Origin of the sequence: Tardiphaga sp. 172_B4_N1_3 (genome assembly GCF_052076035.1) — a bacterium.
GTDB lineage: Bacteria > Pseudomonadota > Alphaproteobacteria > Rhizobiales > Xanthobacteraceae > Tardiphaga > Tardiphaga robiniae.
In genome coordinates this window covers 1,301,704-1,315,082 of the sequence record NZ_CP197238.1, presented here as the reverse complement: position 1 = coordinate 1,315,082, position 13,379 = coordinate 1,301,704, and the positions used below count along the sequence as shown (strand labels likewise).

The 13,379-nt window shown below is 62.5% G+C and carries 13 protein-coding genes; 5 read left to right on the top strand and 8 right to left on the bottom strand.

Annotated elements, in window-relative coordinates:
* Positions 1-33: 33 nt before the first annotated feature.
* The 4 genes from AB7783_RS05900 to AB7783_RS05885 all read right to left on the bottom strand — a co-directional run bounded on the left by AB7783_RS05900 (position 34) and on the right by AB7783_RS05885 (position 3,046).
* On the bottom strand, positions 34-1,278 hold the full coding sequence (locus tag AB7783_RS05900; protein WP_441277105.1) for a diguanylate cyclase: 1,245 nt from the start codon (positions 1,276-1,278) through the stop codon (positions 34-36).
* Between the two features lie 244 nt (positions 1,279-1,522).
* Positions 1,523-1,999, bottom strand: coding sequence for a 30S ribosomal protein S9 (gene rpsI, locus AB7783_RS05895; protein WP_089264585.1), 477 nt, complete (start codon positions 1,997-1,999; stop codon positions 1,523-1,525).
* Positions 1,999-2,463 (bottom strand): 50S ribosomal protein L13, encoded by a 465-nt coding sequence (gene rplM / locus AB7783_RS05890; protein WP_089264586.1) that lies wholly within the window; start codon positions 2,461-2,463, stop codon positions 1,999-2,001. Before rplM ends, rpsI begins: the two co-directional genes overlap by 1 nt.
* Before the next feature lie 151 nt (positions 2,464-2,614).
* Entirely contained in the window at positions 2,615-3,046 is a 432-nt protein-coding gene (locus AB7783_RS05885) for a PaaI family thioesterase (protein WP_093758792.1), read from the bottom strand.
* Between the two features lie 76 nt (positions 3,047-3,122).
* Between AB7783_RS05885 and AB7783_RS05880 the strand changes: the two genes are divergently transcribed.
* From AB7783_RS05880 to AB7783_RS05870, 3 genes are all read left to right on the top strand, one after another.
* Positions 3,123-3,944, top strand: coding sequence for an enoyl-CoA hydratase (locus AB7783_RS05880; protein WP_441277104.1), 822 nt, complete (start codon positions 3,123-3,125; stop codon positions 3,942-3,944).
* A gap of 5 nt (positions 3,945-3,949) precedes the next feature.
* The gene (locus tag AB7783_RS05875; RefSeq protein ID WP_441277103.1) at positions 3,950-4,546 is read left to right on the top strand and encodes a CoA-binding protein; all 597 of its coding nucleotides are present in this window, start codon (positions 3,950-3,952) and stop codon (positions 4,544-4,546) included.
* A 148-nt stretch (positions 4,547-4,694) separates the two neighbouring features.
* On the top strand, positions 4,695-5,975 hold the full coding sequence (locus tag AB7783_RS05870; RefSeq protein WP_068730964.1) for an O-acetylhomoserine aminocarboxypropyltransferase: 1,281 nt from the start codon (positions 4,695-4,697) through the stop codon (positions 5,973-5,975).
* Between the two features lie 140 nt (positions 5,976-6,115).
* Here AB7783_RS05870 and AB7783_RS05865 read toward each other — a convergent pair whose 3' ends face one another.
* Both AB7783_RS05865 and AB7783_RS05860 read right to left on the bottom strand, forming a co-directional pair.
* Complete coding sequence (locus tag AB7783_RS05865) at positions 6,116-6,925, bottom strand: FTR1 family iron permease (protein ID WP_441277102.1); 810 nt, start codon at positions 6,923-6,925, stop codon at positions 6,116-6,118.
* Positions 6,926-7,044: 119 nt separating this feature from the next.
* Complete coding sequence (locus tag AB7783_RS05860; RefSeq protein ID WP_441277101.1) at positions 7,045-8,136, bottom strand: COX15/CtaA family protein; 1,092 nt, start codon at positions 8,134-8,136, stop codon at positions 7,045-7,047.
* 167 nt (positions 8,137-8,303) lie between these two features.
* Between AB7783_RS05860 and AB7783_RS05855 the strand changes: the two genes are divergently transcribed.
* Positions 8,304-8,528, top strand: coding sequence for a DUF2842 domain-containing protein (locus AB7783_RS05855; protein ID WP_175367111.1), 225 nt, complete (start codon positions 8,304-8,306; stop codon positions 8,526-8,528).
* Here the strand turns inward: AB7783_RS05855 and AB7783_RS05850 are convergent.
* Complete coding sequence (locus AB7783_RS05850; RefSeq protein WP_441277100.1) at positions 8,525-9,562, bottom strand: polysaccharide deacetylase family protein; 1,038 nt, start codon at positions 9,560-9,562, stop codon at positions 8,525-8,527. The genes AB7783_RS05855 and AB7783_RS05850 overlap by 4 nt on opposite strands.
* Before the next feature lie 126 nt (positions 9,563-9,688).
* Between AB7783_RS05850 and AB7783_RS05845 the strand changes: the two genes are divergently transcribed.
* Complete coding sequence (locus AB7783_RS05845; protein WP_441277099.1) at positions 9,689-10,870, top strand: GNAT family N-acetyltransferase; 1,182 nt, start codon at positions 9,689-9,691, stop codon at positions 10,868-10,870.
* 62 nt (positions 10,871-10,932) lie between these two features.
* Here the strand turns inward: AB7783_RS05845 and AB7783_RS05840 are convergent, their stop codons facing one another.
* On the bottom strand, positions 10,933-13,236 hold the full coding sequence (locus AB7783_RS05840; protein ID WP_441277098.1) for a GumC family protein: 2,304 nt from the start codon (positions 13,234-13,236) through the stop codon (positions 10,933-10,935).
* Between the last annotated feature and the right edge of the window lie 143 nt (positions 13,237-13,379).

Below are 13,379 nucleotides of genomic sequence, written 5' to 3'. Positions count from 1 at the left end.
ATGACCATAGGGATCGAATGGTAAACGGATCCTTTATCGCACGCCGCTTGCCGTCATCGTGACCGCAGCCCGCACGACGCTCGGCTTCGCCGCTTGCCCGATCGCCGCAGCGCGGCGCCCCTGCTCCAGCGACAGCGGTTCTTCTTCCGCCGCCTGCACGCGGTTACGTCCGCTGCGCTTGGCCTGGTAGAGCGCGGTGTCCGCAGCAGCCAGCAGGACATCGAGTTCAGTGCCGGCCGGTCCGCCGGCCACGCCGATACTCACGGTGGTCGCGACCGGCGCCTCGTCGACCTGGATGCCGCAGGTCGCAAACGCCTCGCGCACGCGCTCGGCCGCCTGCATCGCCTCGTCCAGGCTGCACGGCAGCATCGCCGCAAATTCCTCGCCGCCGATGCGGCCCGACAGATCGGTGATCCGCAGCGTATGCGTGATGACCGTGGCGAACAGTTTCAGCACCTCGTCACCGGCGGGATGGCCGAAGCGATCATTGATCGACTTGAAGTGATCGATGTCGAAGATCATGACTGTGACCGGGCGGCCGGCTTTCGCCTCGCGCTCGATCATCCGCGCCGTAGCCTCGGAGAAGCCGCGGCGGTTAAACAGGCCGGTGAGCGGATCGCAGGATGCCGCGACCTTGTGCGCGGTGACCGCGCGCTCGGACACCAGCATGAAGATCAGGAACACCGTGCCGACCGCATAGAGCACGAGCTCGATGGCAAAGGCCGTGACCCAGATGCTGCTGCCGAAATTGCTATGATCGCCATGCAGCAGGTCGCCGAGCAGGATCGGCAGCATCAGCACGAAACCATGCAGCATCGGCACCAAAATGGTCGGCCAGCGCCGTTGCACCGCCTTGCGGCGCTCGTTCCACAATTCATGGGCCGTCAACATCGCATAAAGCGCGACGATGCCGGCGCCGATGGTCATGCGCAGCGACGCGGCCTCAGCCGGCAGGGCGAAGATGACCGCGATCCAGGCGATGGCGCCGAGAAACAGGCCAGCCCAGCTCGGGCTACGGCCATGGAACACGCGCGCAGCGTTCCACACCATGCCGCAGGCCACGAAGCCCACGGCATTGAATGCCAAAGACAGCACGTCACCCAGGAGCGATGCGGCAAGTGTCCACAATGCGACCGATACGGCGCCGAGCAGGTAAGCCAGCCCCCACCAGTTGAGGGCCGCGATCTTTTCCTGTCGTCCGAAGAACAGCAGCATCCCGCCCAACATCGCCGCAACCAGGGTTGCCACCAAATAGAGCGTGGAAGAATCGAGCGACATATTTGAGCACCGGCAATTGTTGCGAGATTTCCAAACCATCATGATTCGGACTGGCCTCTTCGCCATCATCGAACATACGAGTGTACCGATTGGAAATCCGTTTGCGCGCCTGCACAAGTTTTCACGAAAAACTGCATCAATCTGTCGGTATCTGGAATATCCCGGAACGCAAAAAGGGCGCCCGAAGGCGCCCTTTTCAAAATTGTATTCACCGCATTTGCAGCAAATTTTATCGAAGCAGAAATTAGCGCTTCGAGAACTGGAAGGACTTGCGGGCTTTCGCCTTGCCGTACTTCTTGCGCTCGACGACACGCGAGTCACGGGTCAGGAAGCCGCCCTTCTTGAGGACGCCGCGCAGATCCGGCTCGAAGCAGGTGAGAGCCTTGGAGATACCGTGGCGCACGGCACCAGCCTGGCCCGACAGACCGCCACCGGCAACGGTGCAGATCACGTCGTACTGGCCAGCGCGGGCTGCAGCGACCAGCGGCTGCTGGATGAGCATGCGCAGCACCGGACGAGCGAAGTACACTTCGACTTCACGGGTGTTGACGACAACCTTGCCGGCGCCCGGCTTGATCCAGACACGAGCGACAGCGTCCTTACGCTTGCCAGTTGCATAGGCGCGGCCCTGCTTGTCGACCTTCTTGACGTACTTCGGGGCATCCGGAGCGGACACCTTCAGCGACGCCAGCTGATCGAGAGACTGCATGGTATCCGACATTATGCGGCCCTCTTGTTCTTGCGGTTCAAAGCGCCGACATCGAATGCTTCCGGCTGCTGGGCCTCGTGCGGGTGCTCTGCACCGGCATAAACACGCAGATTGCCGAACTGGACGCGACCGAGCGGGCCGCGCGGTATCATGCGCTCAACAGCCTTCTCGACAACGCGCTCCGGGAAACGACCTTCGAGGATCGACTTTGCAGTGCGCTCCTTGATGCCGCCGATGAAGCCGGTGTGGTGATAGTAGACCTTGTCGTCACGCTTGCGGCCGGTGAAAACAACCTTGTCCGCGTTGACGATGATGACATGGTCGCCGCAATCAACATGCGGGGTGTAGGTCGGGAGGTGCTTGCCGCGCAGCCGCATTGCGACCAGCGTGGCCAGCCGGCCCACCACGAGACCAGTGGCGTCGATGACGATCCACTTCTTCGTGATCTCGGCGGGCTTTGCCGAAAACGTCTTCATTGTGAATATCCATGAAAAGGGGATATCGGCGGTGATCCGCCGAACTGAGCGCGTTTCTAGATAGACAACCGGATTCCGTCAATGCCAAATATGGCAGAATTCGCCAGTTAAATCATTACGTTATAATTATGGTTCTATAATACCTTATAAATTACCCAACGTTCGGAATGGAATAGGTCGACGTCACATGGGCGATCGGATCTGCCGAAGTGCCTGATAACAGGGTCACTTCGCCCACGGCGAGGCGTTTTCCGAGCTTCAGCAGCTTGGCGGCAGCCAGCACATCCTGCCCCGGCAGGCCCTTGCGCAGGAAATTGATGTTCAGGCTGGTGGTCACTGCGAGGCCCACAGGGCCGATCGCCGACAACAGCACGACGTACATGGCAAAATCGGCCAGGGCCATCAGTGTCGGACCCGATACCGTGCCGCCCGGCCGCAGCATGCGTTCGCCATAGGTCTGGCGCAGCAGGCAAGTGGTACCATCAGCGCTTTCAATCGCGATATCGCCGGCGCCAAAGGCCTGCGGGAACTCGCGCTTCAGAAACGCCTCGAGTTCAGCCACGCTCATTTTCGCAGTCGTCATGTCTCCACCCTGCTCTCGCTTGTGCCGTCCTGTTACAATATGGTGACGGTCCTGCCCAGCGATGGAATCTCAAGTCATGGTTCAACCAGCACGCGCGGAAACAGCGCGGCCATCCATTCTTCTGCGTGAAACGGTCGGCAGCATCGGCGTGTTGACGCTGAATCGTCCGGCTGCCCGCAACAGCCTCTCCGAAGGACTGATCGGCGAATTGCACGCCGTCCTCGATGACATGGCCAGCGACAAGACCGTGCGCGCCGTGGTGATCGCCGCCAACGGCTCGGTCTTCTCCGCCGGACACGACCTGAAAGAACTTACCGCGCGACGTACAGACACCGATCGCGGCCGCGCCTATTTCGCGCATATGATGACGATCTGCAGCGCCATGATGCAGGCCATCGTGCGTCTGCCGAAGCCGGTGATCGCAGCGGTGCACGGCGTCGCCACTGCCGCGGGCTGTCAGTTGGTCGCGAGCTGCGATCTCGCTATCGCCTCCGAACACGCAAAATTTGCGACGCCCGGCATCGATATCGGCCTGTTCTGTTCGACGCCCATGGTGGCGCTGTCGCGCAACGTACCGCGCAAGCAGGCGATGGAAATGCTGCTGACCGGCGAGCCCATCTCCGCCGACCGCGCGCGCGAGATCGGCCTGGTCAACCGCGTGGTGCCCGCCGGCACCGAACGCGATGCGGCGATCGCGCTGGCAGAACAAGTGGCGCACAAGTCGGCGCATACGGTGAAGATCGGCAAGGAAGCTTTCTATCGCCAGGCCGAGATGAATCTCGAGGATGCCTATCGCTTCGCCGCTGAAGTGATGACCGAGAATATGATGGCCCGCGATGCCGAGGAAGGCATCGGCGCGTTCATCGCAAAGCGCGAGCCGAAGTGGGAAGACCGGTAATTGAAATGAACCACGACAGCTATAACGACGCCTATATCCGCGAGATCCTCAACACCGTCAAAACCGTCGCGATGGTCGGCGCCTCCCCGCAAAACGTGCGGCCGAGCTATTTCGTGTTCAAGTATCTCGCCGAACGCGGCTACGACATGATCCCGATCAATCCCGGCCAGGTCGGCAAGAGCCTGCTGGGCAAGCCGTTCGTCGCCTCGCTGCAGGAGATCGGTCGCCCCATCGACATGATCGACATCTTCCGGAGCGCCGAGCATGTCATGCCGATCGTCGAACTCGCACTGACGCTCGATCCGCTGCCCAAGGTGGTGTGGATGCAGCTTGGCGTGCGCCATGATGAGGCCGCCGCCAAGCTTGAAGCCGCAGGCATCAAGGTGGTGATGAACCGCTGCCCCAAGATCGAATATGGCCGGCTGTCGTCGGAGATCCAGTGGATGGGTGTCAATTCGCGCACACTCAGCTCCAAGCGCGCACCGATCCCGACCCAGGGCATGCGGCTGTCGCTGAATCGCAGCAGCCTTGGCGGTGGCAGCACCGCTGCGGCCGATCGCGTTGCGCAGCAAAATAACAAGGACAAGAACGACACCGCCTGACGGTGCGTTTCGCGATTTTATTTCCTTTGAAATGACACAGCGCAGCACGACTGTTGCGAAGTCAGGGCAAAATGCCGCCTCGCCTTGACGGCAGCGCTGCGCCCGATCAGGTTGGCGCCAACAAACCACTATTCGACAGGGAGTGATGATGAACGATCGTATTCCAGGCTTCGGCACCCTCGCCGTCCATGCCGGCGCGCAGCCCGACCCGACCACCGGCGCGCGCGCGACGCCGATCTATCAGACCACTTCGTTCGTCTTCAACGACGCGGATCACGCCGCCTCGTTGTTCGGCCTGCAATCCTTCGGCAACATCTATACGCGCATCACCAATCCGACCACGGCTGTCCTCGAGGAACGCGTCGCTGCACTGGAAGGCGGCACGGCCGCCCTCGCCGTCGCGTCCGGCCACGCCGCGCAGCTCGTGGTGTTTCAGCAGCTGCTGCAGCCCGGCGACGAATTCATCGCCTCGCGCAAACTCTATGGCGGTTCGATCAACCAGTTCAGCCACGCTTTCAAGAGCTTTGGCTGGAACGTGGTGTGGGCCGATCCCGATGACGTCCCCTCGTTCGAGCGCGCGGTGACCGACAAGACCAAGGCGATCTTCATCGAGTCCATCGCCAATCCTGCCGGCTCGATCACCGATATCGAGGCGGTCGCGGCCGTGGCCCGCAAGGCCGGCGTTCCGTTGATCGTCGACAACACGCTGGCGACGCCCTATTTGATCAAGCCGATCGACCACGGCGCCGACATTGTCGTGCATTCGCTGACCAAGTTTCTCGGCGGCCACGGCAATTCGCTCGGCGGCATCATCGTGGATGCGGGCACCTTCGACTGGTCGAAAGGCAACAAATATCCGGTGCTGTCAGAACCGCGTCCGGAATATCATGGCATCAAGCTGCAGGAGACCTTCGGCAACTTCGCTTTCGCCATCGCTTGCCGCGTGCTCGGCCTGCGCGATCTCGGCCCGGCGCTGTCGCCATTCAACGCGTTCCTGATCCAGACCGGCATCGAAACGCTGCCGCTGCGCATGCAGCGCCACAGCGACAATGCTAAGGCGGTCGCCGAATGGCTGTCGGCACATCCGAAAGTGGCGGCGGTGAATTATTCGGGATTGTCGGATAACCGCTATCACACCCTCGCACGCAAATATGCACCGAAGGGCGCGGGCGCCGTGTTCACCTTCAGCCTGAAGGGCGGCTATGACGCCGGCGTGAGTCTCGTGTCGAACCTGAAACTGTTCTCGCATCTGGCCAATGTCGGCGACACCCGCTCGCTGGTGATCCACCCGGCGTCGACCACCCACAGCCAGCTCGACGACGAAGCCAAGACGCGCTCCGGCGCCGGACCCGACGTTGTCAGGCTGTCTGTCGGCATCGAAGACAAGGAAGATCTGATCGCGGATCTCGAACAGGCGCTGAACGCTTAAGTTCTTTCCTCGCCCCGCCAGGCGAAGCAAAGCTTCGCTGGGCGGGGAGAGGGTGGCGCGGACGCAGTCCCCCTCACCCGGATTACTCGCTTCGCTCCTAATCCGACCTCTCCCCGCAAGCGGGGCGAGGTTAAGAAGCGCTAGGCCTGACCGCGCATCGCCTTGTCTTCCCGCACCAGCCGCGCATTGCGCTGGAACACCGAATAGGTCGCCAGCGCAAACAGCACCACCAGCAACTGGATCGACAGTGCTTCCAGCGTCGGATTGAAACCGATCGCCGTGAGGAACGCCGAGCCCGGCGCGTCGGTCACCCCGATCATCGCCTGTTCCTGGAATTCCTGGATTGCTTCGCCGATGAACTTGATGCCCATCACGAACAGGAAGGCCGAGGTGATGATGAACAGCGGCCGCAGCGGGATGCGCTGGGCGATCATGTTGATGAAGTAAAACAGCACGACGAGACCGGCCGTCGCGGCTGCCAGACCGCCGAACAGTCCGACGCTCCAGCCGCCTTCGGTGGTCGCGAGCGTGTTGATGAACAACACCGTCTCGGCGCCCTCACGAAACACCGCGAGAAATGCCAGCATCGCGACGGCCAGACCCGTATCCTGCGCGAGCGCCTGATCCGCTTTCGCCGCCAGATAATCCTGCCAGCCGCGCGGATCCTGCTTCACCATCAGCCAGCCGCTGACATAGAGCATCAGGCCCGCCGCAAACAGGATGACGATGGCCTCGAAGACATCGCTGTGATCGCCGGAATTGAACACTGCGAACGCCCATGCTGCGACCAGGCTGGCGAGGATTGCCGCCAGCGCGCCCAGATAGAGCGCGGTCACGCGATGGCTGCCGCCGGATTTCCTGAGATAGCCGGCCAACGCCGCGATCACGAGCATGGCCTCGAGACCCTCGCGCAGCAGAATGACGGCAGCCTGAATGAATGCGGAGGACATGACCCAATCCCGTGTGGTGGTGCGTCGTATCTATTGCGCACTGCGCGTGAGCGAAAGCCGCACAGCCACACGACTGCGTCAACTCCGTTACAATCGTTCTAGTCGGTAACGCGCAACAGCTAGGCGGCCTTGCCAACCGCGAGGTCGAGCTGACGGTCCGTCAACGCCGCCCCGCGCGGCTTCATCCGCTCCACCTGCAGGATCGCCAGCGACAAAACCACGATCGCGACCGCCTGATGGGTCAGCGCCAGATCGATCGGCACCTGATGCAGCAGCGTGAGAATGCCAAGCGCAGCCTGCACCGCGATCGATGCCGCCAGCCACAGCGCGCCATTGACAACCGGTGCCCCTGCCCGCGCGCGGATCGCATCGATCACATGCCAGATCGCAAGTGCGAACAACACATAGGCGGTCATGCGATGCTGGAACTGAACCGTCAGCGTGTTGTCGAACATGTTGCGCCACCACGGTTCCTCGAAGAACAGCCGCGACGCCGACGGGATCAGCGCGCCGTCTATCTCCGGCCAGGTGTTGAAGACGCGACCGGCGCGCAGACCCGCGACCAGCGCACCGAAATAGATCTGCAGGAAGGTCAGCCCCAGCAACACCCAGCTCGTCACGCGCAAGCGACTTGCCGCCAGCAACGGCGCATGATCGTTCAACCGCCGCAGCGTCCAGACGATGGCAGCGAAGATGATCAGTGCCAGCATCAGATGCACCGCCAGCCGATATTGCGAGACTTCCACGCGCTTGGTCAGGCCCGATGCCACCATCCACCAGCCCACCGCGCCCTGCAGACCGCCGAGGCCGAAGATCACCCACAGCCGCTTCTTCAATTCGGACGTCAGCACGCCGCGCCACAGGAACCAGAGGAATGGCAGCAGGAACACCACGCCGATGACACGGCCGAGCAGACGATGGCTCCATTCCCACCAGAAGATGGTCTTGAACTCATGGAGCGTCATGCCGGCATTCAGTTCGCGATATTGCGGGATCTGCTTGTAGGCCTCGAAGGCGGCGATCCAGTGCGATTCATCGAGCGGCGGAATGGCGCCGGTCACCGGCTTCCATTCGACAATCGACAGGCCGGATTCGGTGAGCCGCGTCGCGCCGCCGACCAGCACCATCGCCACGATCATCGCGGCGACGGCAATCAGCCACCAGCGCACCGGGCGTAATTCCTTGTGGCGGGTTTGGGACAAAGCGGTCATCGCAGGGGTCTCGGGAACAGCCGCAAAATCAGCGACAAAATCAGCGCCAAAAACCCAGCGCCTTGAATGAAATTTCGAGCCCCTTATAGTCCGCCCGCGAAGGCCTGCAAAGTTGGGCACTTTGCCTACCCCGATCTCAGGCCGACTTTGGACCGCACATTTCTGTCATGACCATCCGCACCCGCAAATTCTTCGGAACCATCTTTCTGCTGATCCTCGTGGTGGTGTGGTCGCTGCTCGGCATGACCATCGCGCAGACCCCCTGGCTGGCCAATAACGGCTGGCTGCAGGCAGCCTTCTATGTCATCGCCGGCCTCGGCTGGGTGCTCCCGGCGATGCCGATCATCAGCTGGATGGGCAAGGCCGATCCTGTGGATCCCGAGGTCGGCTAGCGCTGCGCGCCCGCACCAAGCATCACGCCGGATACCATCACCCGCAAGGCACGCAACGATTGCCGCCGGCCGTCCCAGGCCAGCCGCGGCAGCGCATGTAGATCCGATCCACCATTGGCCTCGATGACACCGGGGAGCGATGTCACGGCACTGGCAAACCCGGCCTGCGTCACCATCGCGACGTGACGCCTGTCGAATGAGGCCTTATCGCCGAACGGATAGGCGAAATGTCGCGGCTCATAGGGCAGCGCGGCTTGCGCCACGGCCCGCCCCATGGCGATCTCGCGCGACGCCGCGCTATCACCGAGATTGGCGAGCGCCGGATAGTTGACCGTGCTGCTGCCGATGGTCGCCCGCGGATTCCCCGCAAACGTGGCCACATCGTCCCAATGCGTCGCAGCATGATGTGACAGGGTCGCACTATCGACCGAATAGCGTTTGCAGAGATCGTCCGCCGCAACGGCCAGTTCGTGCGGCGGCAACGTCCGCAGCCAGCTATCGAGATAGTAATAGGCGCGATATTTGTCGGCGGTCGTGGCGGTTTCGAAATGCCGCTGCCGGTGATCGATGATCAGGCTGATGCGGTCATGCGTTGCAATCGCCTGCTCCAGCGCCAGCCACCACATGGCACCGAGCCCGTCGGCAAAGGCGCTCGGCAGATAGAGCGTGAACGGCACCTCATGCGCCGCCAGTAGCGGATAGGCGAAATCGACGAAGTCGCGGGTGCCGCCATCGAAGGTCAGCGCAACGAAGCGCCGTCCCGCACGCGGCGCGCTGGCGCGGCGACACACCTCGTCCATGCCGACGATATCGACGGGCCAGCGCTTCAGCGCGCGGATCGTGCGATCGAGAAACCACGGTGTGATCTCGTGGGCTTTCAGCGGCTGGAATGCATCCTGCCGGGGCGGTCGCACGCGTTCGAATTTGAGGATGATACCGGCACCACCCCGGCTGCGTTCCAGCAGACGGTGCATGCCGCTGAGATAAGTCAGCTCGAAGCCGAGCGCCAACAGCCAACCGGTCTTGTATGACACCGCAGATTCCCCCAAGCGGCGTCATGCCTCTCGCCAGTCGGCTATTGTCATTACTGTTTGTTGACATTTCTTTGCAAAGGTCGCCCCAAACCTAAAAATCTAAACAAAATCTGAAACAGGCTCGCGATGACCATGGCTGCTGTGATGGAAACACCTGTGGCGATGGCAACTGCGAGCCGCATCGCGCGCGTCGATGTGATCAGCGATTTCAGCGCCGCCGAAGCCGTCTGGCGCAGCCTTGAGACGTCCGAACAGCTTTCCACGCCCTATCAGCGCTTCGACTTCCAGTCGGCCTGGCAGACCCATATCGGCGTCCAGGAAGGCTTGAAGCCCTTCATCATCATCGCCTATGACGCCGCACATCAGCCGCTGATGTTGTTGCCGCTCGCCGTGAGCCGCGAAAACGGCATGCGCGTCGCCGGCTATCTCGGCGGCAAGCACGTCACCTTCAACATGCCGCTGTTCCGGCGCGACTTCGCGGCGCAGGCGACAAAGGCCGATATCAACGCGCTGCTGCACGGCATCCAGCAGCACAGCGAAACCGTCGACGTCCTCGCACTGGTCCGTCAGCCCAAAAGCTGGATCGGCATCGACAATCCGCTCGCGCTGCTGCCGAGCCAGGCCTCGACCAATGATTGTCCGGTGCTGAAGATGGTGCCCGGCGAAGCCGCGACAGATCGGATCAGCAATTCGTTCCGCAAGCGCCTCAAGACCAAGGAAGGCAAGTACCGAAATCTTGCCGGCTATCGCTACATGCACGCGAGGACGGAGGCCGAGGTCACACGCGTGCTCGATGCCTTCTTCGCCATCAAGCCGCTGCGCATGGCCGAGCAGAACCTGCCCAATGTGTTCGCCGAACCTGGCGTCGAGGCCTTCATCCGCCAGGCCTGCGCGACGCCGCGGGCGGATGGCTACACCATCGATATCCACGCGCTCGCATGCGACGACGAAATGATCGCGATGTTCGCAGGCGTTGCCGACGACAACCGCTTCTCGATGATGTTCAACACCTACACCATGTCGGAGAATGCCAAATACAGCCCCGGCCTGATCCTGATGCGCACCATCATCGACGCCTATGCCGAGCGCGGCGTGACCTCGCTGGATCTCGGCATCGGCGGCGACGACTACAAGCGGATGTTCTGCAAGGATGACGAGCCAATCTTCGACAGTTTCGTGCCGCTCACCACGCGCGGCAGGCTCGGTGCCATGGGCCTGTCATCCTTCGCCCATGCCAAGCGGATCGTGAAGCAGACACCTGCCCTGCTGCAGATGGCGCAAATGCTGCGCCACGCGTTTCAGCGGTAACGAATGCCTTCAATTGGCAATTGAAACGACGTCAAGCCCGGGCCATGACGAGGGTTCGTCGACTACGCCGCAAACACGCGGCCGCCCGGTCCGACCGGGTCGTTGGCCGGCGGCGCTGAGCGCAACATTTTCACATCGGCGAAGCCCACGGCCTTGAGCTGTTCGGCCATCAGCTGGCGCGCATCCATGCTCATGGTCACTTCCGGCACCACCACGGCACGGGCCTGATCGGTCAGAAGTCCCGCCGGGAGATCGGCCGCGGTGCCGGCGTCCAGCAGCACGTGATCATAGACGCGCAGCAGCGCATCGAGCGCCATGGTCAGGCGCGGCGACTGCAGCAGCGAGCGATCGGCACCGGCGCGGCCGGCCGCCACCATATGCAGGCCCGACATCCGGTCCTTGGTGATGACCTGGCCGAATGTCGCCTCGCCCAGCATCAGCTCCGCCAGTCCGGGCGCACGCGGATCGTTCGACACAGCTTCCAGCGTCGGCGACGACGAGGCCAGATCGACCAGAACGACTTTCGCGTCACGCGACAGGATGCGCGACAGCGTCAGCGCGGTGAGCGCGATGTTGTCGTTGTGGCCGGTGCCGAGGATCGTGATCTTCCGCGCCGATTTCCCGGCGGCGCGAAACTCCTGCGCAAGCTGTTCGATTTCGCTGACGCCGGCGGCCAGTTCGGGATGGGTATCGCGCACCACGGGTTGCGGCGCGGCAACGGGAGCCGGCTCGGGCACGATGCCCGGCGCAACGACAGTTTCCGGCTCACGCACGGCAACAGGCACCTGATCCACGAACGGCTTGAACGCCGTCTCGGTGACGCGGGCCTGCGCGACCGGCACCATCGGCGCAGCGCCGCGCGGCGCGGTCATGCGCAGCAGCTCGCTGGTCACGATGCCACCGGCGGTCAGCATCAGCGTCGCCAGTGTTGCGATCAGCACGATCGGCAGCTTCTTCGGATAGGCCGGCGTATTGGACACGATGGCCCGAGAGATGATGCGACCATCGGTCGGTGCCGCCTCGATATTCTCACGCGTGGACGCCTCGCGGTATTTCGCCAGATAGGATTCGAGCAGATCGCGCTGCGCCCTCGCCTCACGCTCCAGCGCCCGCAACTGCACATCCTGGCCGTTGCTGGATGTCGCCTGACGCTTCAGCTGTTCGAGATTGTTGGTGAGGCCATCGACGCGGCCGCTGGCGATGCGCGCATCGTTTTCGAAGATGCGCGACAGTTTCGCGGCTTCGTCGCGCAATTGCTTGTCGAGATCGCCAAGCTGGGCCCGCAGCTCCTTGATGCGCGGATGCGCGTCGAGCAGCGTCGAGGACTGTTCGGCGAGCTGCGCACGCAGCGTCACGCGCTGCTCGGACAGGCGGCGGATCAGGTCGGAATTCAGCACTTCCGAGAATTCGATCGGCTTGCCGGTCTGCAGCATGTCCTTGATGAGCCGCGCCTTCGATTCGGCGTCGGACTTCAGCGAGCGCGCATTGTTGAGCTGGCTGTTGATCTCGCCGAGCTGCTGGTTGGAGAGCGACGTATTGTTGGTGCCGATGAACAGGCTGGACTTGGAGCGGAATTCCTCCGCGCGCGCTTCCGCCTCGACGACCTTCTTGCGCAGGTCATCGATCTCGCCGGACAGCCATTGCCCGGCCGATCGCGCCTGGTTCTGCCGCGCGTTCTGCTGCATCACTAGGTAGCCGTCGGCAATCGAATTGGCGACGCGCGCGGCGAGTTCAGGATCGCGCGACTGGAATTCGACGACCATGACGCGCGACTTGTCGACCGCATAGGCCGTCAGGCGCTCGTAATACGCATCGAGCACGCGCTCTTCGGGCGTCATCGAGAACGGATCGCGGCCAATGCCCATCAGGCCGAGCAACGACCGCCATGGCTGCGCGCCCTGCAGCACCGGATCGAATTCCGGGCGCTCCGCGAGCTTGTTCTTCTTGATGATCTCCCGGGCAAGATCGCGCGACAGCAACAGCTGCACCTGGCTGGTCACGGCTTCTGCGTCGAGAGAGGTACGCTCTTCGTTGCGCTCGCCGCTGGGTCGCAGGAAAACGTTTTCACGCCCGTCGATCAGAATGCGTGCTTCCGACTTGAAGCGCGGCGTGATCATGTTGACGATGACGAGCGAGCCGACAAGTGCCAGCAGCGTCGGAACGAGGATCCACATCTTGCGGCGGATGAGCGCCTGCCACAGCGCGCGCAGATCGAGGTCGCCGAGATCGGGCGCCGGCGCAGCGATCACGCGCTCTGCTTTCTTCTCCGGATTTTTGCGAGAAACCGGGTTTGGCATGGTTGGCGCCTTGATGGCCCGTTCGACCGACGCATCGCCCTTGCCTGCACGCCAGAATGCCAAACGCATCGCCTACCCCACCCAAACGCCACTGCGTCTACTCAACGGAATCGATTAAAGACGATTAAGGTTGCCGCGCGGTTAATTGGCAGGCTGATACCGGGACGTTGCAGCGGAAGCCTGAATCCACACGGTTTTTTAACGACGAAGGC